Consider the following 22369-nt stretch of genomic DNA (forward strand, 5'->3'; position numbering starts at 1 on the left):
ATTCAATCGTTCTTGCATTGAGTCCATCAAAACCCCTTGGGTGTTGTATGGTTAAGCCTCACGGGCAATTAGTACAGGTTAGCTCAACGCCTCACAACGCTTACACACCCTGCCTATCAACGTTCTAGTCTCGAACAACCCTTTAGGATACTTAAAGTATCAGGGAAGACTCATCTCAGGGCTCGCTTCCCGCTTAGATGCTTTCAGCGGTTATCGATTCCGAACTTAGCTACCGGGCAATGCGTCTGGCGACACAACCCGAACACCAGAGGTTCGTCCACTCCGGTCCTCTCGTACTAGGAGCAGCCCCCTTCAATCTTCCAACGCCCACGGCAGATAGGGACCGAACTGTCTCACGACGTTCTAAACCCAGCTCGCGTACCACTTTAAATGGCGAACAGCCATACCCTTGGGACCGACTTCAGCCCCAGGATGTGATGAGCCGACATCGAGGTGCCAAACACCGCCGTCGATATGAACTCTTGGGCGGTATCAGCCTGTTATCCCCGGAGTACCTTTTATCCGTTGAGCGATGGCCCTTCCATACAGAACCACCGGATCACTATGACCTGCTTTCGCACCTGCTCGAATTGTCATTCTCGCAGTCAAGCGGGCTTATGCCATTGCACTAACCTCACGATGTCCAACCGTGATTAGCCCACCTTCGTGCTCCTCCGTTACTCTTTGGGAGGAGACCGCCCCAGTCAAACTACCCACCAGGCACTGTCCGCAACCCCGATTAGGGGTCGACGTTAGAACATCAACACTACAAGGGTGGTATTTCAAGGACGGCTCCACACAATCTAGCGACTGTGCTTCAAAGCCTCCCACCTATCCTACACATGTAGGGTCAATGTTCAGTGCCAAGCTGTAGTAAAGGTTCACGGGGTCTTTCCGTCTAGCCGCGGGTACACTGCATCTTCACAGCGATTTCAATTTCACTGAGTCTCGGGTGGAGACAGCGTGGCCATCATTACGCCATTCGTGCAGGTCGGAACTTACCCGACAAGGAATTTCGCTACCTTAGGACCGTTATAGTTACGGCCGCCGTTTACCGGGGCTTCGATCAAGAGCTTCGACCGAAGTCTAACCCCATCAATTAACCTTCCGGCACCGGGCAGGCGTCACACCGTATACGTCATCTTACGATTTTGCACAGTGCTGTGTTTTTAATAAACAGTTGCAGCCACCTGGTATCTGCGACTCTCGTCAGCTCCATCCGCAAGGGACTTCACCATCAAGAGCGTACCTTCTCCCGAAGTTACGGTACCATTTTGCCTAGTTCCTTCACCCGAGTTCTCTCAAGCGCCTTGGTATTCTCTACCCGACCACCTGTGTCGGTTTGGGGTACGATTCCTTACAATCTGAAGCTTAGAGGCTTTTCCTGGAAGCATGGCATCAATGACTTCACTACCGTAGTAGCTCGACGTCGTGTCTCAGCCTTAAAAAGAGCCGGATTTACCTAACTCTTCAGCCTACGCACTTGAACCTGGACAACCGTCGCCAGGCCCACCTAGCCTTCTCCGTCCCCCCATCGCAATTGTAAGAAGTACGGGAATATTAACCCGTTTCCCATCGACTACGCCTTTCGGCCTCGCCTTAGGGGTCGACTTACCCTGCCCCGATTAACGTTGGACAGGAACCCTTGGTCTTCCGGCGAGGAGGTTTTTCACCCCCTTTATCGTTACTCATGTCAGCATTCGCACTTCTGATACCTCCAGCATGCTTTACAACACACCTTCAACGGCTTACAGAACGCTCCCCTACCCAATGAAGTAAACTTCATTGCCGCAGCTTCGGTTTATTACTTAGCCCCGTTACATCTTCCGCGCAGGCCGACTCGACCAGTGAGCTATTACGCTTTCTTTAAATGATGGCTGCTTCTAAGCCAACATCCTGGCTGTCTGAGCCTTCCCACATCGTTTCCCACTTAGTAATAATTTGGGACCTTAGCTGGCGGTCTGGGTTGTTTCCCTCTCCACGACGGACGTTAGCACCCGCCGTGTGTCTCCCGGATAGTACTTACTGGTATTCGGAGTTTGCAAAGGGTTGGTAAGTCGGGATGACCCCCTAGCCTTAACAGTGCTCTACCCCCAGTAGTATTCGTCCGAGGCGCTACCTAAATAGCTTTCGGGGAGAACCAGCTATCTCCAGGTTTGATTGGCCTTTCACCCCTAGCCACAAGTCATCCGCTAATTTTTCAACATTAGTCGGTTCGGTCCTCCAATTGATGTTACTCAATCTTCAACCTGCCCATGGCTAGATCACCTGGTTTCGGGTCTATATCCAGCGACTGAGTCGCGCAGTTAACACTCGCTTTCGCTACGGCTCCCCTAGATGGTTAACCTTGCCACTGAATATAAGTCGCTGACCCATTATACAAAAGGTACGCAGTCACACCACGAAGGTGCTCCTACTGCTTGTACGTACACGGTTTCAGGTTCTATTTCACTTCCCTCACAGGGGTTCTTTTCGCCTTTCCCTCACGGTACTGGTTCACTATCGGTCAGTCAGTAGTATTTAGCCTTGGAGGATGGTCCCCCCATATTCAGACAGGATATCACGTGTCCCGCCCTACTCGATTTCACTGAATGTGCGTTGTCAACTACGGGGCTATCACCCTTTATTGCCGGACTTTCCAGACCGTTCGTCTAACGCATATAAAGCTTAAGGGCTAGTCCAATTTCGCTCGCCGCTACTTTCGGAATCTCGGTTGATTTCTTTTCCTCGGGGTACTTAGATGTTTCAGTTCCCCCGGTTCGCCTCGCTGCGCTATGTATTCACGCAGCGATACTAGCTTATGCTAGTGGGTTTCCCCATTCGGAAATCCCAGACTCAAGTGGTTTTTACTACCTAATCTGGGCTTATCGCAAGTTAATACGTCCTTCATCGCCTCTGACTGCCAAGGCATCCACCGTGTACGCTTAGTCACTTAACCATACAACCCGAAGGAGTTTCGAGTTGATGTTCAAATCACCAAAGTTGTCTCTCATTATTTGAATGAGCGAGAGACATATCGATTTTGCCGGACTCAATTTCGAATAATCACTGTAAAAGTGATATTCCCAAGAACACTTGAATGTGTTTTTTGGTGTTTGTCATAAAGACAAACATTGAGAACTTTACAAACAAACTTAAAAGTTTGTTTTGTCAGCTTTCCAAATTGTTAAAGAGCAAATCACTTCCGAAGAAGGTCATTTTCTAAAGACTTTCAGAGTCGAAGATTCTAACCACATACGTTTTACTGAAGTGGTTTGGAATTCCTATCCAAAAATACTTAGAGAATGGTGGGCGATACCGGGCTCGAACCAGTGACCCCCTGCTTGTAAGGCAGGTGCTCTCCCAACTGAGCTAATCGCCCACATAAGTTTTAATTCTTCGTGGAGAAGAATGGTGGGTCGTGCAGGATTCGAACCTGCGACCAATTGATTAAAAGTCAACTGCTCTACCAACTGAGCTAACGACCCAATGGTATCCCGTAGGGGAGTCGAACCCCTGTTACCGCCGTGAAAGGGCGGTGTCCTAGGCCTCTAGACGAACGGGACACTGGATTGAAGATATTGGGATATCTTCGTCTCTTTTACTTATAAACCGTATCAATCTGTGTGGACACTCATCGTGAGTAATCATCGTATAAGGAGGTGATCCAGCGCCAGGTTCCCCTAGCGCTACCTTGTTACGACTTCACCCCAGTCATGAACCACAAAGTGGTAAGCGTCCTCCCGAAGGTTAAACTACCTACTTCTTTTGCAGCCCACTCCCATGGTGTGACGGGCGGTGTGTACAAGGCCCGGGAACGTATTCACCGTGGCATTCTGATCCACGATTACTAGCGATTCCGACTTCATGGAGTCGAGTTGCAGACTCCAATCCGGACTACGACGCACTTTTTGGGATTCGCTCACTATCGCTAGCTTGCTGCCCTCTGTATGCGCCATTGTAGCACGTGTGTAGCCCTACTCGTAAGGGCCATGATGACTTGACGTCGTCCCCACCTTCCTCCGGTTTATCACCGGCAGTCTCCCTGGAGTTCCCGACATTACTCGCTGGCAAACAAGGATAAGGGTTGCGCTCGTTGCGGGACTTAACCCAACATTTCACAACACGAGCTGACGACAGCCATGCAGCACCTGTCTCAGAGTTCCCGAAGGCACCAATCCATCTCTGGAAAGTTCTCTGGATGTCAAGAGTAGGTAAGGTTCTTCGCGTTGCATCGAATTAAACCACATGCTCCACCGCTTGTGCGGGCCCCCGTCAATTCATTTGAGTTTTAATCTTGCGACCGTACTCCCCAGGCGGTCTACTTAACGCGTTAGCTCCGAAAGCCACGGCTCAAGGCCACAACCTCCAAGTAGACATCGTTTACGGCGTGGACTACCAGGGTATCTAATCCTGTTTGCTCCCCACGCTTTCGCATCTGAGTGTCAGTATCTGTCCAGGGGGCCGCCTTCGCCACCGGTATTCCTTCAGATCTCTACGCATTTCACCGCTACACCTGAAATTCTACCCCCCTCTACAGTACTCTAGTCTGCCAGTTTCAAATGCTATTCCGAGGTTGAGCCCCGGGCTTTCACATCTGACTTAACAAACCACCTGCATGCGCTTTACGCCCAGTAATTCCGATTAACGCTCGCACCCTCCGTATTACCGCGGCTGCTGGCACGGAGTTAGCCGGTGCTTCTTCTGTCGCTAACGTCAAATGATAGTGCTATTAACACTACCACCTTCCTCACGACTGAAAGTGCTTTACAACCCGAAGGCCTTCTTCACACACGCGGCATGGCTGCATCAGGCTTGCGCCCATTGTGCAATATTCCCCACTGCTGCCTCCCGTAGGAGTCTGGACCGTGTCTCAGTTCCAGTGTGGCTGATCATCCTCTCAGACCAGCTAGGGATCGTCGCCTTGGTGAGCCATTACCTCACCAACTAGCTAATCCCACCTAGGCATATCCTGACGCGAGAGGCCCGAAGGTCCCCCTCTTTGGCCCGTAGGCATCATGCGGTATTAGCCATCGTTTCCAATGGTTATCCCCCACATCAGGGCAATTTCCTAGGCATTACTCACCCGTCCGCCGCTCGACGCCCTTAACGTTCCCCGAAGGTTCAGTTAAGTCGTTTCCGCTCGACTTGCATGTGTTAGGCCTGCCGCCAGCGTTCAATCTGAGCCATGATCAAACTCTTCAATTTAAGATTTTGTTCGGCTCAACGAATACTGACTTCAAAACTCATCCTTACTCGAAAGTAAGAAGTAATTTTAAAGCTATTATCATTCCAACAGAATGATAATGAATTGACTGTGCCAAGTCCGAAGACTTGATTGGTCACTCAGTTCATTGAAACCTAATTTGAAACCGCTCTTTATTAAGAGAAATTTCTAATTGGATTATCATCAACGAGTGCCCACACAGATTGATAGGTCTATATTGTTAAAGAGCTTTCCTATTGAGCTTTGCTCAAATCGGACGGCCATTTTAGCGAGTTAGAGTTTAGTGTCAATCACTTTTTTCAAACTTTCTTTCAAGCGTTTCCGCTTGGCTAATTGGCTTGCTAACTTGGCTTTCGTTTCTTTCGAAGCGTTGCCGTGTCAGCGAGGTGGCATTATAGAGATTGCGATCACATTGGCAAGCCCTTTTTCACCTTTTTTTTGATTTTTTTATCGTTTGAATGTTTTTTATTCTAAAAGCCGAGTTTTTGCTACTCTTCTCACCAGATATCACTGTTATTGGCGCTTTATAAGGAGTAAAGATGAGTTCAATCAGAAGTTATAAAGGCATACGCCCACAGCTAGGTAAGCGTGTATACATAGATTCAACCTCTGTTTTAGTCGGTGATATTCGTATTGGCGACGATTCGAGTGTCTGGCCACTAGTTGCAGCTCGTGGTGATGTGAACCATATTCATATTGGTGCTCGAACCAACATTCAAGATGGTAGCGTACTGCATGTAACCCATAAAAATGCTGAGAATCCCAACGGCTATCCGCTAATCATTGGTAATGATGTCACTATTGGTCATAAAGTAATGTTACACGGCTGCGAAATCCACGATCGTGTATTGGTTGGTATGGGAGCAATCGTTTTAGATAACGTTGTTGTCGAATCAGACGTAATGATAGGCGCTGGAAGTTTAGTCCCACCGGGGAAAGTATTAGAAAGTGGTTACTTATATGTGGGCAGTCCGGTAAAACAAGCTCGCCCTCTATCAGAGAAAGAACGAGCTTTCTTGCAAAAGTCTGCCAATAACTATGTGCAGAACAAAAACGACTACATTAACGAATGTGGAAGACATCAATGAGTAGTTAGGAATAGCCCGCTAATCGATGATGATATGGCCTTCTTCACTGAAGGCTTCCTCTTCTATTAACTCTTCGGCGATTTCTTCAAGATCAAAGCGGTAATCAGTAAATACTTTGATTGCCGCTTGCTCAGTTTCAATCAGTGAACCACTGAGTTTTGCTAACTTTTGTTTAGTGACATAACACTCAATCAGCGCACCTGATTGCTGCGCAGCAAAATTTACCGATTGTGATGCTTCATCCCAAGACTGCATGTCAGGGAACAGAATGGATTGATTCATTGATTACTGACCTTCAAGATTCTTTCTTAGCTCTCTAAGAATTTGTTTTGAGCCAGGGCGTAGACCTCGCCATAACATAAAGCTTTCCGCTGCCTGCCCTACCAACATTCCAAGACCGTCATACGCATAGGCAGCACCGTTTTCTTTTGCCCATAAATTAAAGCTCGTCACTCCTTTGCCATAAATCATATCGTAGCTAGTACTATTGCTACCAAAGATAGAAGAAGAAATAGCAGGCAACTCACCACTAAGAGAAGCGGAAGTGGAGTTGATGATGACATCATATTCTTCATCAATGCTCCCCATCTCTTTGGCTGTGATCGGGCCATGAGAGACAAACAACTCTGCAAGCTCCTGAGCTTTGCTAAAGGTACGGTTGGTTATAGTTAAAGAGATAGGGTTTTGCTCAAGGAGTGGTTTAATCACACCACGAGCAGCACCACCAGCACCGATGATCAGGATTCGTGCACCTTCCAACATGACTTGATACTGAAGTAAGTCTTGTACTAGACCCGCACCATCGGTGTTATCACCAATGATTTCTCCATCATCAAGCTTCTTTAGTGTATTGACCGCACCCGCTAGCTGAGCGCGCTCTGTGAGGCGACTAGCAAATTGATAAGCATCTTCTTTAAATGGCATGGTGATGTTGCAACCTCTACCACCTTCAGCAAAAAACACCTTCGCCGCTTCGATAAAACCATCAATAGGAGCGCTTTCTGCGGTATATACCAAAGGCTGATTGGTTTGGCGTGCAAACAAGGTGTGTATGAACGGTGACTTACTGTGCCCGATAGGGTTACCAAACACGGCATAGCGATCAATTTGCTGAGTCATTTCCTTACCTTCATTCCTTACTATATAGAAAAAACAGGGCCATCTGATTACAGATGACCCTATCACTATCTATCTATATAGAAAAGGAGATTCAGTGCTTACCAATCACGTGGGTTTAGGTATCGCTCGTAAAGCTCTGCTTCTGGAGAACCTGCTTGTGGCTCGTAGCTGTATTCCCAACGAGCAAGAGGTGGCATCGACATCAATATCGACTCTGTACGCCCGCCACTTTGTAGGCCAAACAGAGTACCGCGGTCATACACAAGGTTGAATTCAACGTAGCGACCACGGCGGTATAGTTGGAATTCACGCTCACGCTCACCGTACTCAATGCTTTTACGACGAGATACAATCGGCAGATAAGCTTGGCAATATCCTTCGCCAACCGCTTTGATGTAGTCAAAACACTTGTCGAATTCCCACTGGTTTAGGTCATCAAAGAACAGACCACCAACACCGCGAGTTTCATTACGATGTGGTAGGAAGAAGTATTTGTCACACCATGCTTTGTGCTCTGCGTAAACGTCGTCACCAAATGGCGCACAAAGCTGTTTTGCTGTGTCGTGCCATGATTGGCAATCTTCTTCAAATGGGTAGAAAGGCGTTAGGTCAAAACCACCACCAAACCACCAAATTGGATCTTCGCCATCTTTCTCTGCAATAAAGAAGCGGACATTGGCATGTGAAGTCGGTATATAAGGGTTTTTAGGGTGGATAACCAAAGAAACACCCATCGCTTCAAAGCGACGACCCGCTAACTCTGGACGATGCGCCGTCGCTGATGCTGGCATTTCATTACCTTCGACATGAGAGAAGTTCACCCCTCCCTGCTCGAAGATATGACCACCACGCAATACGCGAGTGCGACCACCGCCGCCAAGACGCTCTCCTTTTTCACGTTGCCATGCATCTTCGACAAAGACGGCCTTTCCATCTTCTTGCTCTAATTGCTGACAAATGGAATCCTGAAGTGACATCAAGAACTGCTTTACGGCGTGCTTATCGATTGCTGACATACGTGTAGTACCTATTGATTGCTGACTAGCAGGGTTAGCCCTGTCTTAATATTTGCGAGGTTTTAGCATCACGGATTTCACTCGGCTTGTCACGACCACTGGTTTTACCACGTAAGATCGCCACAAGTCGGTCACCTAACTGTTCTTCGACTTCTTCCGTCGTCATACAAGGAGGCAGACCTGTAAGATTCGCGCTGGTAGAGGTTAGCGGCTTTCCGAACGCATTACACATCTTTTGTACCAAAGGATGATCCGTCACACGTACGGCAATCGAATCAAATTGACCCGATACCCAGTGAGAGACTTTGTCACTCGCGGGCATAATCCAAGTGTATGGCCCTGGCCACGTCGCATGGACTTTATCTAACTGATCTTGAGTCAACTGAGATTCATCAACATAAGGCAAAAGCTGCTCATAGCTAGCCGCAATAAGAATGAGCCCTTTCTCTACTGGGCGCTGCTTTAGCTCTAGCAACTTTTGAATCGCTTCCGGGTTATCTGGGTCACAGCCAACACCAAACACGCCCTCTGTTGGGTAGGCGATCACTTCGCCTGTTTGTAGTGCTTCTAGCACCTGTTCAAAGTTCTCCACTGAAGACTTCCTGATAATCTTATTTGTTGTGTTTGTACTAAGTGTACAAATATTCATTCTTAGAGACTAAAGCAATTTGTTTATAAAATGTATCAATAGCATTTACAAATACACGCAAACGTTTGCTTGAGGTAAAAATCCCCGTATAATGCGCACAAATTTATCAGCTCACCTAATTTTGCAGCTTGAAGGAGTTTGAGATGAAAGTCGGTATCATCATGGGTTCTAAATCAGATTGGCCAACCATGAAACTAGCAGCGGACATGCTGGATCAATTTGGCGTGTCTTACGAAACAAAGGTGGTGTCAGCTCACCGTACTCCTCAATTATTGGCTGATTACGCAAGCAGTGCGAAAGAACGTGGCATTAAGGTCATCATCGCAGGTGCGGGTGGTGCAGCTCACCTACCAGGCATGGCGGCGGCGTTTACCAGCGTACCTGTACTTGGCGTTCCAGTTCAGTCTCGTGCACTAAAAGGCATAGATTCGTTGCTTTCTATCGTACAGATGCCAAAAGGCATTGCGGTTGGCACATTGGCGATTGGTGAAGCAGGCGCAGCAAACGCAGGCATTCTGGCTGCTCAAATCCTTGGTACACATGATGAGGCGATCATGGCAAAAGTCGAAGCGTTCCGTAACGAACAAACGGAAACTGTTTTGGCGAACCCAAACCCTGCTGAGGATTAATCAGATGCATGTACTGGTTCTTGGTGCGGGTCAACTAGCTCGTATGATGTCTCTGGCTGGTGCGCCACTGAATATTCAAATATCAGCTTACGATGTGGGCAGCGGTAACATCGTTCATCCACTGACTCAGCACGTAATCGGCAACGGCTTAGAGAATGCAATTGAACAAGTCGACGTCATTACTGCTGAGTTCGAGCATATCCCACATGATGTGCTCGATGTTTGCGAAGCGAGCGGTAAGTTCTTACCAAGTACGCAAGCCATCAAAGCAGGCGGTGATCGCCGCATTGAAAAGGCATTGCTTGATGATGCTGGCGTGCGTAACGCGAAATACTACGTAATCGAAACTCGTGAAGACTTTGACCGCGCAATTGAACATGTTGGTATGCCAATGGTTCTGAAAAGTGCGTTGGGTGGTTACGATGGTAAAGGCCAGTGGCGCTTAAAAGAGACTTCTCAAGTCGAAGACATTTGGACAGAGATGGTAGAGTGCATCGCAGCAACACCAACCCAAGCGATTGTTGCTGAGGAATTTGTCCCTTTTAACCGCGAAGTTTCATTGGTTGGTGCTCGTGGTAAAGATGGCAGCGTTGAAGTGTACCCTCTGGCAGAGAACGTCCATACCAATGGTGTATTGAGTCTATCTACTGCGATTGATGCGCCAGAGTTGCAAGAGCAAGCGAAACAGATGTTCACGGCCGTTGCCAACAACTTGAATTACGTTGGCGTGCTAGCGCTGGAGTTCTTCGACGTTGACGGTACTTTACTGGTTAATGAAATCGCACCACGCGTACACAACTCTGGACACTGGACTCAACAGGGTGCAGAAACCTGTCAGTTTGAGAACCACCTACGCGCCGTGTGTGGCATGCCTTTGGGTAGCACGAAACTGGTTCGTGAAACCTCGATGATTAATATTCTTGGCGAAGACACACTACCAGAAGCATTGCTAGCAATGGATGGTTGCCACATTCATTGGTACGGCAAAGAAAAACGTGCGGGTCGCAAGATGGGCCACATCAACGTATGTGGTGACTACACTGGCGAACTTAATCGCAAACTTTGTGCATTAGCAGAGGTTCTGGATGAACAGGCTTTCCCTGCTGTGCATGAATTTGCCAAGCAGTGGCAAGCATAGAAAAGCATCGGAATAAATAGCAAAAGGGTCGCATGATGCGACCCTTTTTAATTCGTACTGAAGGTTATTGTGATTGAATATGCTGGCACTTACGGCTCGCGCATTGCAGCTTGATCCCGCTGGCAAGTTTCTTTTCTACCAATAAGGTAAACCCACATTCCTCGCAGCGGCCTCTTACAGGCGGCAAGTTCACCGCAAACTTACACTTCGGATAGTTATCACACGCATAAAATGTTTTACCAAATCGGGTCTTACGCTCAACCAAATGTCCTTTACCACATTCAGGGCAAGCATGTTGCTCTTTCGCTTGCTGCTCTGGCTCAGGTTGGTTAATCGACTCAATATGATGACATTCTGGGTAATGGCTGCAGCCAACAAACATACCATAACGCCCTTGGCGCAACACCAGCTCATTACCGCAATCTGGGCAAGGCACGCCCAACTCTTTTACGATGTGGCCATCATTGCTGTGTAGCGGCTTGATATAATCGCAACTTGGATAATGGCTACAACCTAAAAACGGGCCATGCTTACCGTGTTTAAGAGAGACTTCCCCACCGCATTTAGGACAAGGTTCGCGCTCAAGCGCATGCTCATGTGCCGAGAAAAGGTTGTGATCGATTTTACTACTCATACTCATCGCTCAAGCAGAAGATATTAATGAAGAATACCTTGTTCCTTGGTGTATAGCAGCTCTTCCATCAGCGTGTAGGCGTTTTCGTTGCCCGGCACATTAAACAGCACCATAAGAATGATCCATTTCAGGTCTTCAAGCTCAAATTCATGAGTTTCTAGCCCCATCACCCGATCAATAACCATTTCGCGAGTTTCCGTAGTCAGAACATTGATTTGCTCTAGAAACAATAGAAAACCACGACATTCAAGATCCAAACGCTGCATCTCAGACGATGTATAAATACGGGTCGATGCCGCTGCAATGCAAGTCGAGATAGCAGAATGTGCGTCACTTTGTTGCAACGCCGCCAGCTCTTCTAACCAGACAAGGGCTTTGTAGATGTCTTTTTGTTGGAAACCTGCACGAAGCAACTCATCTTCCAATTCGTCTTGATCGACCTGTAAATCTGCATCGCTATGGATGTAGGTTTCAAATAGATACATAAGTATATCCATCATCATAGCTAGCCCCTCCCCTTTCGAATATAGCCACCGGATACTGCAACAACATGCCCTGAAAGCTCAAGCTCTAAGAGCTGCATCATGACTTCTTGGACAGGTATATTGGTCCTGTTTGCAAGAATATCAACTGGTGTAGCCTCATTTCCTACGTTAGCTAACAGCTGAGGAAATGGCAATTCTTCTTCATCAATTGGCGCAGAAAATAAATCTAGGCTCTGATTAATAGACCAATCAAGCAGTGACTGTATTTCATTTAACACGTTTTGAGTAGTTTGTACGAGACAAGCACCGTTACGAATCAATTGATTACCGCCACTCGCATTGGGCGAATGAATAGAGGCAGGAAGCGCAAATACTTCACGACCTTGTTCCAGAGCATAACGAGCAGTAATCAAAGAGCCACTTTTTTCCGCCGCTTCCACCACCAATACACCCAACGACAAACCACTAATAATTCGATTGCGACGTGGGAAGTTTTCCGCACGAGGTTTCGCGTTTGGACGAAACTCCGAAACGAGAGTGCCATTCTCCATGACACGCTGCGCTAAACCACGATGCCTGGCGGGGTACACTTGCTCCAACCCAGAACCTAAGACAGCGATAGTTTTACCGCCCGCCATAAGCGCACCATCATGAGCGTGGCCATCAATACCCAAAGCCAAGCCACTGGTCACTATCAGATCATGTTGTACGAGTTCTGAAGCAAAGCTACGAGCATGTTGCAACCCATCCACACTAGCATTACGACTACCAACCATGGCGATTTGCGGTTGAGACAAACAGCTCGCATCTCCCTTTACAAATAATAAAGGAGGTGGCGCGACCGTTTGTTTAAGAAGTGGAGGATAAAGTGGATTCGCCAAGGTGAGAATAGAATGATGGGAAGAGGATTCTAACCAAGTTAAACAAGCATCGACTTCTTTATCGACCTCAGACCATGCTTGTAACTGTTTCATCGTCAGCCCAAGGCGGAGAAGCTGTTCAGTCGAGTATTGGACAATGTTATTCGGCGTGTCTTTGGTCAGCAGCTTATTCATCTTAACCCCGCCAATGCCTGGTAAGCAGCTGAGCTTTAACCAGGCAGCGAGGTCGGTATCATTGTGTGGTTGCATTGGTAGTCGATTCCTCTACCAGAGGAGAAACCACAGATACCTCTTTGTTGATTGGCTTCGTGCTATTGGTGATCAGAGCAAGACTGAAATACTCATACGGGCGAATCACTAACAACTCCCCAACTTTGCTCTGTGGTAAGGTAATTTTCGTATCGAGCAAACCATTATCTTTGGCAAAGTCATCACCGTCTTTGAATACTGGGTGTGCGTCTTCTTTCAAATCAAACACACTGCCTTGGCGAAGCGCATCCGATGTGCCTTTATCTATCACCACAACTTGGTTGGTCGAGCTATAACGGATACCTTCAATATTCCCCAATAATTTCGCAGAAGAGCCTTGTGGTGATGGCAACGGATAGAATGTTGCAGAGAAATCACCGTTATCAAGAACTTGAACTGGCAAAGCAATGTCGTTACGGACAATCTCTTGCAATTGCGTGGTGATCTTCAGACCAGAAAATTCTCTCGACGCCTCGATCAACTCACCTTTAGCAATCAAACGTAATGCCGTGATTTGCTTTGATACATCATCTCGCGAAAAGGTTTCTACAGGTCGATAGATAGCCCATCCTGCCGAAGTTTGCTCACCACTAATATACAGCGTGTCTTCCGCAGTAAGGAATTTGTTGCCTTTACTGCTGCCCATCACTTTGGCTGCATTTTCTAATGTTTCATCATCCACTAAGCGATCGGATTTCAGATAAGGCATCACCAACCCTTCCGCAACCGTCGGTACCGCTTTTCTTTCCGTGATACGCGCTTGAGGGCTAAGCTTTTTAACCGGCTTTAAACTCAATACCGGTTGGCCATTAATCCAAACCAAAGAGAGCTTATCACCGGGATAAATCAGATGTGGGTTGTCTATTTCTGGGTTTACCTGCCACAAACGAGGCCACAACCAAGGGCTATCCAAATACAAAGCAGAAATATCCCACAGCGTATCACCTTTCACCACAACGTAAGTTTTGGGTGCATCGTCTTTAACGGTAAGTGGTTGGGAGTCCGTGTTTGCTACGGCACTGAAAGAGAAAAGTAACGGCAACGTAATGCGAGAAACGTTGCGGAAAATTCGATTCATGACCCTCGTCCTTGGTCTGTTAGGCAGTTGCCGGAATGGAAATTGGTATCAGGATGCTGTCATTTAGGTCATAAAATGTCTAGAATTGAGCCAACAAGGTTTGTGCTGTTACGGCACAGTTCAATATTTCGAGTGAATATGTCTGTATTACAAGTATTAACATTCCCAGATGATCGCCTGCGTACCGTTGCAAAACCTGTAGAAGAGGTGACACCTGAGATTCAAAAAATCGTCGATGACATGATTGAAACCATGTACGACGAAGAAGGTATTGGCCTTGCGGCAACGCAGGTTGATATCCATAAACGTATCGTAGTAATTGATATTTCAGAGACTCGCGATGAGCCAATGGTGCTTATCAACCCTGAGATTCTGGAAAAGCGTGGCGAAGATGGCATTGAAGAAGGCTGTCTGTCGGTACCTGGTGCTCGAGCACTTGTAGCTCGCGCTGCTGAAGTTACCGTTAAAGCCCTAGATCGCGATGGCAAAGAATACACTTTCGACGCTGACGATCTGCTAGCAATCTGTGTTCAGCACGAACTAGACCATCTAATGGGCAAACTGTTCGTTGATTACCTATCGCCACTAAAGCGCAAGCGTATTCAAGACAAGCTAGCGAAAATCAAACGCTTTAACGAGAAACAGCAAAACGCTTGATCTCGATACAATTTAATTAGAAGGAAGTCTACCTTGAGTCAGTCTTTACGTATTGTCTTTGCAGGTACTCCGGATTTCGCCGCCCGTCACTTGGCGGCGTTGTTGTCTTCGGAGCACGAAGTAATTGCGGTTTACACTCAGCCAGACCGCCCTGCTGGTCGCGGTAAAAAGCTTACTGCCAGCCCAGTAAAAACCATCGCGCTAGAGCACGGCATTCCGGTTTATCAGCCAGAAAACTTCAAATCAGACGAAGCCAAGCAAGAGCTTGCCGATCTAAACGCCGATATCATGGTAGTAGTGGCTTATGGCCTATTGCTTCCACAAGTTGTGCTAGACACACCTAAACTAGGTTGTATCAACGTACACGGTTCGATTCTTCCTCGCTGGCGCGGCGCTGCTCCTATCCAACGTTCAATTTGGGCTGGTGATGCAGAAACGGGTGTAACCATCATGCAGATGGACATTGGTTTGGATACAGGTGACATGCTGAAAATCGCAACATTGCCGATTGAAGCAAGTGACACCAGCGCATCTATGTACGAAAAACTTGCAGACTTAGGCCCTGATGCTCTGATTGACTGCCTAGCAGACATCGCAACAGGTAATGCTGAACCAGTGAAGCAAGATGACGAGCTTGCAAACTACGCAAAGAAGCTAAGCAAAGAAGAAGCACGCATTAATTGGAATGACGACGCGGCACACATTGAGCGTTGCGTTCGCGCATTCAACCCATGGCCAATGAGCCACTTTGAAGCGGCTGAAAACAGCATCAAAGTATGGCAAAGCCGTGTGACGGAACAAACCAGTGACAAGCCAGCGGGCACTATTGTGCAAGCAGATAAAACTGGTATTTATGTTGCGACAGGCAATGGCACACTGGTACTGGAACAACTGCAAGTTCCGGGTAAAAAAGCCATGTCAGTTCAAGATATTCTGAACTCACGTGCATCTTGGTTTGAAGTTGGCACCCAACTGGTTTAAAAAGCCAGACAATAGTGTCAAAGACCAATAATACGAACTTTTAGAGGGCAGAGATGCCCTCCTTTACTTTAAGGTACTCATCATGAATGTTCGCGCTGCGGCTGCCAACGTCTTGTATCTTGTCGTCGACAAGGGCCACTCACTTTCAAGCGCTCTTCCAGCGGCTCAACAAAACGTACGACCACGTGACCACGCTCTTCTACAAGAGATCTGTTACGGCGCTCTACGTTACCTCCCTCGCCTAGAAATGATTGCAAACCAGTTGATGGATAAGCCGCTAAAAGGCAAACAACGCGTTTTCCATCACCTGATTTTGGTAGGCATTTATCAGCTAAGCTTCATGCGTATTCCTGCGCACGCTGCAGTCGGTGAAACGGTTGAAGGTACCAAAGAGCTGAAAGGTCCTCGTCTACGCGGTCTTATCAACGCGGTATTGCGTAACTATCAGCGCAACCAAGAAGAACTAGACCAAATGGCAGTCAGCAACAATGCGGGCAAGTACGGCCACCCAAGCTGGTTACTTAAACTGCTGCAAGAAGCTTACCCAGAGCAGTGGGAAAGCATTGTTGAAGCCAACAACCAAAAAGCGCCAATGTGGCTGCGTGTAAACCACCAGCACCACACTCGTGATGAATACCTAACGCTACTCAAAAATGAAAACATTGATAGCACGCTACACACACAAGCAATGGACGCCCTAAAATTGGCCGCGCCATGCGATGTGATGAAACTGCCAGGCTTTGAAAAAGGTTGGGTATCGGTGCAAGATGCGGCAGCACAGCTGTCGATTAACTATCTTGAACCAAAAGATGGCGAGCTGATCCTAGACTGCTGTGCAGCACCGGGCGGTAAGACGGCGCACATTCTTGAACGTACGTCTGGCAGCGAAGTGGTTGCCATTGACTGCGACGACACACGTCTTAAACGTGTGCACGAAAACCTGAAGCGTCTCAACCTTCAGGCAAAAGTGGTTTGCGGCGATGCGCGTAATCCTCAAGAATGGTGGCAAGGCGAACAATTTGATCGCATTTTGCTGGACGCACCATGTTCTGCAACGGGCGTAATTCGTCGTCACCCAGACATCAAATGGCTACGTCGTGCTGATGATATTGCCGCACTGGCGGAACTACAGAGCGAAATTTTTGATGCCATGTGGACGCAACTGAAACCGGGCGGCACCATGGTTTACGCGACTTGCTCAATCACACCACAAGAAAACGTGGAGCAAGTAAAAGCGTTCTTAGCACGAACTGCGAACGCACAACTAGTGGACTCTGATCCCGAACAACCTGGTCGTCAGATTCTACCAGGTGAAGAAGATATGGATGGTTTCTACTACGCAGTGCTAACGAAAAAACACGCGTAACAGCATGCTAAATAGGGCGATTGAAGCGAATTCAATCGCCTTTTTCAGATAACGAGTAAAGAGTATGAAAATCATTATTCTTGGTGCTGGTCAGGTTGGCGGCACATTGGCAGAAAACCTCGTAGGTGAGAATAACGACATCACCATCGTCGACAAAAATGGCGACCGACTGCGAGAGTTACAAGACAAGTACGATCTTCGTGTTGTTAATGGTCACGCGAGCCACCCAGATGTGCTGCACGAAGCGGGCGCACAAGACGCTGACATGCTCGTTGCGGTGACCAACACCGATGAGACCAATATGGCCGCGTGTCAGGTTGCCTTCACTCTGTACAATACCCCAAACCGTGTTGCACGTATTCGCTCTCCAGAATATCTGGCAGAAAAAGAAGCCCTATTTAAATCTGGTGCTATTCCTGTCGATCACCTTATCGCACCAGAAGAGTTGGTAACCAGCTACATCGAACGCCTCATCCAATACCCAGGCGCGTTGCAAGTGGTAAGCTTTGCCGAGCAGAAAGTCAGCCTAGTAGCGGTAAAAGCCTACTACGGTGGCCCTTTAGTAGGTAATGCTCTGTCTGCCCTGCGTGAGCACATGCCGCACATCGATACTCGTGTTGCTGCGATTTTCCGTCAAGGTCGTCCAATTCGTCCGCAAGGCACCACCATCATTGAAGCTGATGATGAAGTGTTCTTCGTTGCAGCAAGTAACCATATCCGCTCAGTAATGAGTGAGCTTCAGCGCCTCGAGAAGCCCTATCGCCGCATCATGATTGTTGGTGGTGGTAACATCGGTGCGAGCTTAGCCAAACGCCTTGAGCAAACCTACAGCGTCAAACTGATTGAGCGTAACTACCAGCGTGCAGAAAAACTGTCTGAGCAGCTTGAAAACACCATCGTCTTCTGTGGTGATGCGGCAGACCAAGAACTGCTAACAGAAGAAAACATCGACCAAGTAGATGTGTTCATCGCGTTAACCAACGAGGATGAAACCAACATCATGTCTGCGATGTTGGCAAAACGCATGGGCGCAAAGAAAGTGATGGTGCTGATCCAGCGCGGCGCTTATGTTGACCTAGTGCAAGGCGGTGTGATTGACGTGGCTATCTCACCACAGCAAGCGACGATTTCTGCCCTACTGACGCACGTTCGTCGTGCTGACATTGTTAACGTATCTTCTCTGCGTCGTGGCGCGGCAGAAGCGATTGAAGCCGTTGCGCATGGTGACGAAACCACATCCAAGGTGGTAGGTCGCGCGATTGGCGATATCAAACTCCCACCAGGAACCACCATTGGTGCTATCGTTCGTGGCGAAGAAGTTCTTATCGCACACGACCGCACTGTCATCGAACAAGATGACCACGTCGTGATGTTCCTGGTCGACAAAAAGTACGTACCAGACGTCGAAGCGCTGTTCCAGCCGAGTCCATTCTTCCTCTAGGATTTTCCTATGGTCAACTTACGTCCCGTACTGTTTGTTATCGGGCTGGTTTTATCCAAACTGGCCCTTTTTATGTACGTGCCGACTTTGGTCGCGTTTTTCACAGGTACAGGCGGATTCCTCGATTTCGCCCAAGCCGTTGTGATCACCCACCTAGCCGCATTCATCTGTTTGACGATTGGTCGAACCGCTAAATTCAAGCTCAGTGTTCGCGATATGTTCCTCATTACCAGTTTGGTGTGGACCATCGCCAGTGCCTTTGCAGCATTACCATTCGTATTCATCAACCACATTAGCTTTACCGACGCCTACTTCGAAACCATGTCTGGCATCACGACAACCGGTTCTACAGTGCTCAGTGGCTTAGACAACATGGCTCCGAGCATCTTATTGTGGCGATCTATCTTGCAGTGGCTTGGGGGCATTGGCTTTATCGTAATGGCGGTTGCCATCCTACCAATGCTTAACGTCGGTGGTATGAAACTGTTCCAAACCGAATCGTCTGATTGGTCAGACAAAAGTAGTCCAAGAGCCAAGACCGTCGCGAAGAACATCGTATTGGTGTATTTGATGCTGACAGGCTTGTGTATTGTGGGTTATTTGCTGACTGGCATGAACCTGTTTGAAGCCATCAACCACGCCTTCACCACCCTATCTACGGGCGGTTACTCAACATCAGATGGTTCAATGAACCACTTCTCTAATGGCGCACATTGGGTGGCCACCACCTTTATGTTCCTTGGTGGTCTGCCATTCCTATTGTTTGTTGCCGCGTTACGTAAACGCAGTGTCGAAGTCTTAATACGAGACGCCCAAGTGCGCGGTTTTGCCTACTTGTTTTTGTTCTCAAGTCTCGTGGTTTCTGCTTGGCTCGTGCTTCGTGATGGTTACACCATTTTGGATGCACTGCGTGTATCCATGTTCAACATCGTCTCTGTCGTTACGACCACTGGCTTTGGTCTAGAAGACTTCACCGCATGGGGCGCCCTCCCAACGACACTGTTTGCCTTCTTAATGATGGCAGGTGCATGTTCGGGCTCGACCTCAGGAGGGATTAAAATCTTCCGCTTCCAGATCGCGATGACGCTACTTAACAAGCAAATCATGAAGCTGATTCACCCATCTGGCGTATTCGTTCAACGTTATAACCAACGCCCAGTGAACGACGATATTGTTCGCTCAGTGGTGGCATTTGGCTTGATGTTCTTTATTACCATTATCTTCATCGCTGGCTGTTTAAGTGCGCTTGGCCTAGATCCTGTGACCAGTATTTCTGGTTCGATTACTGCGGTAGCAAACGTAGGTCCTGGCATGGGTAGCGTGATTGGCCCAACAGGTAACTTTGCGCCTTTACCAGACACAGCGAAATGGCTCCTAAGCTTTGGTATGTTAATGGGACGCTTAGAAATTTTGACTATTCTTGTACTGTTCTTCCCGGCGTTTTGGCGTAGATAAACAGACTTAAAATAAAAGGTATAACAATGAAAACATGGATCACTCTGGCTACCCTACTAGCCACTTCATCCGTTTACGCTGCAGAAGTCGTGAAGCTTGCGGATGGGCGCGAAGTAAAACTGAACGACGACTTCACGTGGGAATATGTCGTAAATAAAACAGCACCAAAGGCCGCAGAAACCACACTAGAAAAAGTTGAAGCGGTAGAAGCGGCGGCAGTGGTAGCCTCGACAACAGCCGTAGCAACAGTAGCTGCACCAGACACAACAGCAGAGATAGCGACGATTCCAGTTGTGAACAAGAAAGTCGGAACCACCGTTGTTGTAAACGCGAAGAAGCCAACCATGCAGCTGTCTGATTCAGGTGTGGATGTATTGATTGGCTCGGCGAGCTATGAAGATGGTGAACTGATTTTCCCAACTTCTATCACTAACCAAAGCTCACAATCAGTGATTCAGGTAGAAGTGGAAGTACAGGTATTCGATATGGCTGGCAAACAATTGGCGAAAGAAAACATCACGGTTTGGCAATCTATCAAACGCATGGCAGATACCTACCTTCGCCCACAACAGGCCGAGCAAGGTAAAACAATTAAATTGGCAGTGCCACAGTCGCAGCAGTACCAGTTCTCTGCAGAAGTATTAGAAGTGAAAACTCGCTAATATATGGCACATCACTTTGTCGAGTTTATCTTTATGTTAGATAGGCTCGACAAAGTAATAAATCGCGAAGAAGTGACAGACACAACCCGCCAACACAAAGCCATGCCAAATCGCGTGATTAAAAGGAATTCGTTTGGCAACGTAGAAAATCACCCCTATTGAATACACCAAACCACCAGCAGCCAGCAACGTTAAACCACCGATATCTAGGTTAATCGCTAACTGATAGATCACAATCAGTGACAACCAGCCCATCACTAAGTACGTCATCAAAGACAGCTTTTTAAACCGATACACAAATGCGACTTTCATGATGATACCGATCAGAGCAATGGTCCAAATCACAATCATCAACCCAATTGCTAGTGGCGTACGTAGGCTCACTAATAAAAATGGCGTATAGCTACCTGCAATCAGTAGATAAATAGCGCAGTGGTCAAACGTTTTTAGCCAGCGTTTGGCTTTCGGATATGGGATCGCATGGTAAAGCGTGGATGCCAGAAACAAGACAATCATACTCGAGCCGTAGATCGCCATACTGGTAATGGTCAGCGCATCCGCTTGATGATCGAAAGCCTTGATGAGAAGCAGAACCAAGCCAACAATGCCGAAGATCATTCCAATACCATGAGTAATGGAGTTGGCCAGTTCTTCGCCCTGACTGTATTGTGCTTTCTGAGGTGAGGACATGAACGCGCCTATACTAGAGTTTTGAATATTCACTCTAGTATGGCACATTAGGCTTACACGTGTAAGCTTAAATTAGGACTCGTGCGCTGCGGTAGTTTGATCAAGATAGTTGAGCACTAATGAGCCAACATCATCCAATTTAGTATTGATTGGGATACTCAACTCACGTTTTAATTTCCCACTGCCGAGTAGGCTAGCTAACATGCCACGAGCACCACTACGAGTCCGATCAACTTCAAACCATAACTTCAGGTTTGTCTCGTCGCGGTGAGCAACAAACTCCAATTCTCGCCATACTCCGTGATATGGGCCGTCGGTTGGCACCATTTCAAACTCTTGCACAAATGGGAGGTCAAAGCCTTTCACTTCTTCGCACTCAACTTGTCGAATGCGCAAACCTTGCGATTCAAAAGCAGACAAAATGGCATCCATAAGTGGGTCGGGTCTAACAGTGAGAATGTCTTTGTCGGTTGGATCTAGTGCCATGGCGACGTCTAAGCCAGTTTCAAGCCAGACTTGGGCATCACCAATAGTGACAGGTGTGTTCCATGGTACGTCGAGCTTCACGTCAAAGGTGCGCTCTTCACCAGGGTGAATGGTAAATGCATAAGGGAGGTTCCACTTCGCCAAAACATGAGTCTGCAGCACTCTTCGCATACTCTGTCCTTCACGAGCACCACGATCATCTGGGGCTTCTGCGATATAACGACAGCAAAGTTTGAGATCGATATTGTCGATCGCTTGCTCTGTCGCTCCACCATAGACATGGATAGAAACATCCACGCTCTGGCCGGGATATAGCACATCTTGATTCAGGACCGAGTCGACCTTAGCACTACCGATCCCAAAACTTGCCAGTGTCTTCTTCAAAAATGACATATGCACCTCCTTCGTAGAATTCTCATACTACTACTGCTGATCATGGGATCAAAACAAATTTCACCT

The 22369-nt window shown here is 47.7% G+C and carries 18 protein-coding genes, 3 tRNA genes, 2 rRNA genes and 1 pseudogene; 9 read left to right on the plus strand and 15 right to left on the minus strand.

From position 1 onward, the window contains the following. Positions 1-47: 47 nt before the first annotated feature. The 5 genes from C1S74_RS10590 to C1S74_RS10610 all read right to left on the minus strand — a co-directional run bounded on the left by C1S74_RS10590 (position 48) and on the right by C1S74_RS10610 (position 5187). Positions 48-2938, minus strand: a 23S ribosomal RNA gene (locus C1S74_RS10590). A 347-nt stretch (positions 2939-3285) separates the two neighbouring features. Next, a tRNA-Val gene (locus C1S74_RS10595) sits at positions 3286-3361 on the minus strand. Positions 3362-3391: 30 nt separating this feature from the next. Further along, positions 3392-3467, minus strand: a tRNA-Lys gene (locus C1S74_RS10600). A gap of 2 nt (positions 3468-3469) precedes the next feature. Next, positions 3470-3545: transfer RNA gene (locus C1S74_RS10605), tRNA-Glu, on the minus strand. An 89-nt stretch (positions 3546-3634) separates the two neighbouring features. After that, a 16S ribosomal RNA gene (locus C1S74_RS10610) occupies positions 3635-5187 on the minus strand. The 16S and 23S rRNA genes sit together here with 3 tRNA genes alongside, the layout of an rRNA operon. A gap of 558 nt (positions 5188-5745) precedes the next feature. Between C1S74_RS10610 and C1S74_RS10615 the strand changes: the two are divergent. Then, positions 5746-6298, plus strand: a pseudogene (locus C1S74_RS10615) (gamma carbonic anhydrase family protein). A gap of 14 nt (positions 6299-6312) precedes the next feature. On the opposite strand, the gene C1S74_RS10620 reads toward C1S74_RS10615, so the two are convergent. The 4 genes from C1S74_RS10620 to tsaC form a co-directional block, all read right to left on the minus strand. Further along, the gene (locus tag C1S74_RS10620) at positions 6313-6576 is read right to left on the minus strand and encodes a DUF1488 family protein (RefSeq protein ID WP_038881695.1); all 264 of its coding nucleotides are present in this window, start codon (positions 6574-6576) and stop codon (positions 6313-6315) included. A 3-nt stretch (positions 6577-6579) separates the two neighbouring features. After that, complete coding sequence (gene aroE / locus C1S74_RS10625; protein ID WP_042602368.1) at positions 6580-7413, minus strand: shikimate dehydrogenase; 834 nt, start codon at positions 7411-7413, stop codon at positions 6580-6582. 98 nt (positions 7414-7511) lie between these two features. Beyond that, positions 7512-8429: an oxygen-dependent coproporphyrinogen oxidase gene (gene hemF / locus C1S74_RS10630; protein WP_045401094.1), complete on the minus strand. Its 918-nt coding sequence runs from the start codon at positions 8427-8429 to the stop codon at positions 7512-7514. Between the two features lie 34 nt (positions 8430-8463). Continuing rightward, positions 8464-9021: an L-threonylcarbamoyladenylate synthase type 1 TsaC gene (gene tsaC, locus C1S74_RS10635; protein ID WP_045401092.1), complete on the minus strand. Its 558-nt coding sequence runs from the start codon at positions 9019-9021 to the stop codon at positions 8464-8466. 200 nt (positions 9022-9221) lie between these two features. Here tsaC and purE point away from each other — a divergent pair, with 200 nt between their 5' ends. Beyond that, on the plus strand, positions 9222-9707 hold the full coding sequence (purE, locus tag C1S74_RS10640) for a 5-(carboxyamino)imidazole ribonucleotide mutase (RefSeq protein ID WP_045401089.1): 486 nt from the start codon (positions 9222-9224) through the stop codon (positions 9705-9707). Positions 9708-9711: 4 nt separating this feature from the next. Continuing rightward, positions 9712-10845, plus strand: a complete 1134-nt coding sequence (locus C1S74_RS10645; RefSeq protein ID WP_045401086.1) for a 5-(carboxyamino)imidazole ribonucleotide synthase — start codon at positions 9712-9714, stop codon at positions 10843-10845. A 64-nt stretch (positions 10846-10909) separates the two neighbouring features. On the opposite strand, the gene C1S74_RS10650 is transcribed toward C1S74_RS10645, so the two are convergent. The 4 genes from C1S74_RS10650 to C1S74_RS10665 are packed head-to-tail and all read right to left on the minus strand — an operon-like array spanning position 10910 to position 14172. Then, a complete protein-coding gene (locus C1S74_RS10650; protein ID WP_045401081.1) occupies positions 10910-11479 on the minus strand; it encodes a DNA topoisomerase family protein in 570 nt (189 codons plus the stop codon). A gap of 23 nt (positions 11480-11502) precedes the next feature. Next, positions 11503-11982 carry a DUF494 family protein gene (locus C1S74_RS10655; protein ID WP_038870148.1) on the minus strand — a complete coding sequence of 160 codons (480 nt, stop codon included), beginning with the start codon at positions 11980-11982 and terminating at the stop codon, positions 11503-11505. 2 nt (positions 11983-11984) lie between these two features. Further along, on the minus strand, positions 11985-13094 hold the full coding sequence (dprA, locus tag C1S74_RS10660; protein ID WP_045401078.1) for a DNA-processing protein DprA: 1110 nt from the start codon (positions 13092-13094) through the stop codon (positions 11985-11987). Beyond that, positions 13078-14172: a LysM peptidoglycan-binding domain-containing protein gene (locus tag C1S74_RS10665; protein WP_045401075.1), complete on the minus strand. Its 1095-nt coding sequence runs from the start codon at positions 14170-14172 to the stop codon at positions 13078-13080. Before C1S74_RS10665 ends, dprA begins: the two co-directional genes overlap by 17 nt. Positions 14173-14310: 138 nt before the next feature. Between C1S74_RS10665 and def the strand changes: the two genes are divergently transcribed. The 6 genes from def (at position 14311) to C1S74_RS10695 (ending at position 20734) form a co-directional block, all read left to right on the plus strand. Next, positions 14311-14829, plus strand: a complete 519-nt coding sequence (def, locus tag C1S74_RS10670; RefSeq protein WP_038870153.1) for a peptide deformylase — start codon at positions 14311-14313, stop codon at positions 14827-14829. 33 nt (positions 14830-14862) lie between these two features. Further along, positions 14863-15810 carry a methionyl-tRNA formyltransferase gene (fmt, locus tag C1S74_RS10675; protein ID WP_045401072.1) on the plus strand — a complete coding sequence of 316 codons (948 nt, stop codon included), beginning with the start codon at positions 14863-14865 and terminating at the stop codon, positions 15808-15810. Positions 15811-15892: 82 nt separating this feature from the next. Beyond that, the gene (rsmB, locus tag C1S74_RS10680; protein WP_045401070.1) at positions 15893-17176 is read left to right on the plus strand and encodes a 16S rRNA (cytosine(967)-C(5))-methyltransferase RsmB; all 1284 of its coding nucleotides are present in this window, start codon (positions 15893-15895) and stop codon (positions 17174-17176) included. A gap of 64 nt (positions 17177-17240) precedes the next feature. Then, positions 17241-18617: a Trk system potassium transporter TrkA gene (gene trkA, locus C1S74_RS10685; protein WP_010444684.1), complete on the plus strand. Its 1377-nt coding sequence runs from the start codon at positions 17241-17243 to the stop codon at positions 18615-18617. A 9-nt stretch (positions 18618-18626) separates the two neighbouring features. Beyond that, positions 18627-20072 carry a TrkH family potassium uptake protein gene (locus tag C1S74_RS10690; protein WP_038870160.1) on the plus strand — a complete coding sequence of 482 codons (1446 nt, stop codon included), beginning with the start codon at positions 18627-18629 and terminating at the stop codon, positions 20070-20072. A 26-nt stretch (positions 20073-20098) separates the two neighbouring features. Then, a complete protein-coding gene (locus tag C1S74_RS10695) occupies positions 20099-20734 on the plus strand; it encodes a DUF3157 family protein (RefSeq protein ID WP_045401068.1) in 636 nt (211 codons plus the stop codon). A 36-nt stretch (positions 20735-20770) separates the two neighbouring features. Here the strand turns inward: C1S74_RS10695 and trhA are convergent, their stop codons facing one another. Further along, positions 20771-21424, minus strand: coding sequence for a PAQR family membrane homeostasis protein TrhA (gene trhA, locus C1S74_RS10700; RefSeq protein WP_038870163.1), 654 nt, complete (start codon positions 21422-21424; stop codon positions 20771-20773). Positions 21425-21496: 72 nt separating this feature from the next. Then, positions 21497-22303, minus strand: coding sequence for a sporulation protein (locus C1S74_RS10705; protein WP_045401066.1), 807 nt, complete (start codon positions 22301-22303; stop codon positions 21497-21499). Positions 22304-22369: the final 66 nt, after the last annotated feature.

It is taken from the genome of Vibrio hyugaensis, assembly GCF_002906655.1.
Classification (GTDB): Bacteria; Pseudomonadota; Gammaproteobacteria; order Enterobacterales; family Vibrionaceae; genus Vibrio; species Vibrio hyugaensis.

Excerpts from the sequence above, each read along its gene's own strand:
- C1S74_RS10620 (WP_038881695.1), bottom strand. The coding sequence starts at position 6,576 with ATGAATCAATCCATTCTGTTCCCTGACATGCAGTCTTGGGATGAAGCA.
- aroE (WP_042602368.1), bottom strand. The coding sequence starts at position 7,413 with ATGACTCAGCAAATTGATCGCTATGCCGTGTTTGGTAACCCTATCGGG.
- hemF (WP_045401094.1), bottom strand. The coding sequence starts at position 8,429 with ATGTCAGCAATCGATAAGCACGCCGTAAAGCAGTTCTTGATGTCACTT.
- purE (WP_045401089.1), top strand. The coding sequence starts at position 9,222 with ATGAAAGTCGGTATCATCATGGGTTCTAAATCAGATTGGCCAACCATG.
- C1S74_RS10645 (WP_045401086.1), top strand. The coding sequence starts at position 9,712 with ATGCATGTACTGGTTCTTGGTGCGGGTCAACTAGCTCGTATGATGTCT.
- C1S74_RS10650 (WP_045401081.1), bottom strand. The coding sequence starts at position 11,479 with ATGAGTAGTAAAATCGATCACAACCTTTTCTCGGCACATGAGCATGCG.
- C1S74_RS10655 (WP_038870148.1), bottom strand. The coding sequence starts at position 11,982 with ATGATGATGGATATACTTATGTATCTATTTGAAACCTACATCCATAGC.
- dprA (WP_045401078.1), bottom strand. The coding sequence starts at position 13,094 with ATGCAACCACACAATGATACCGACCTCGCTGCCTGGTTAAAGCTCAGC.
- C1S74_RS10665 (WP_045401075.1), bottom strand. The coding sequence starts at position 14,172 with ATGAATCGAATTTTCCGCAACGTTTCTCGCATTACGTTGCCGTTACTT.
- def (WP_038870153.1), top strand. The coding sequence starts at position 14,311 with ATGTCTGTATTACAAGTATTAACATTCCCAGATGATCGCCTGCGTACC.
- rsmB (WP_045401070.1), top strand. The coding sequence starts at position 15,893 with ATGAATGTTCGCGCTGCGGCTGCCAACGTCTTGTATCTTGTCGTCGAC.
- trkA (WP_010444684.1), top strand. The coding sequence starts at position 17,241 with ATGAAAATCATTATTCTTGGTGCTGGTCAGGTTGGCGGCACATTGGCA.
- C1S74_RS10690 (WP_038870160.1), top strand. The coding sequence starts at position 18,627 with ATGGTCAACTTACGTCCCGTACTGTTTGTTATCGGGCTGGTTTTATCC.
- C1S74_RS10695 (WP_045401068.1), top strand. The coding sequence starts at position 20,099 with ATGAAAACATGGATCACTCTGGCTACCCTACTAGCCACTTCATCCGTT.
- trhA (WP_038870163.1), bottom strand. The coding sequence starts at position 21,424 with ATGTCCTCACCTCAGAAAGCACAATACAGTCAGGGCGAAGAACTGGCC.
- C1S74_RS10705 (WP_045401066.1), bottom strand. The coding sequence starts at position 22,303 with ATGTCATTTTTGAAGAAGACACTGGCAAGTTTTGGGATCGGTAGTGCT.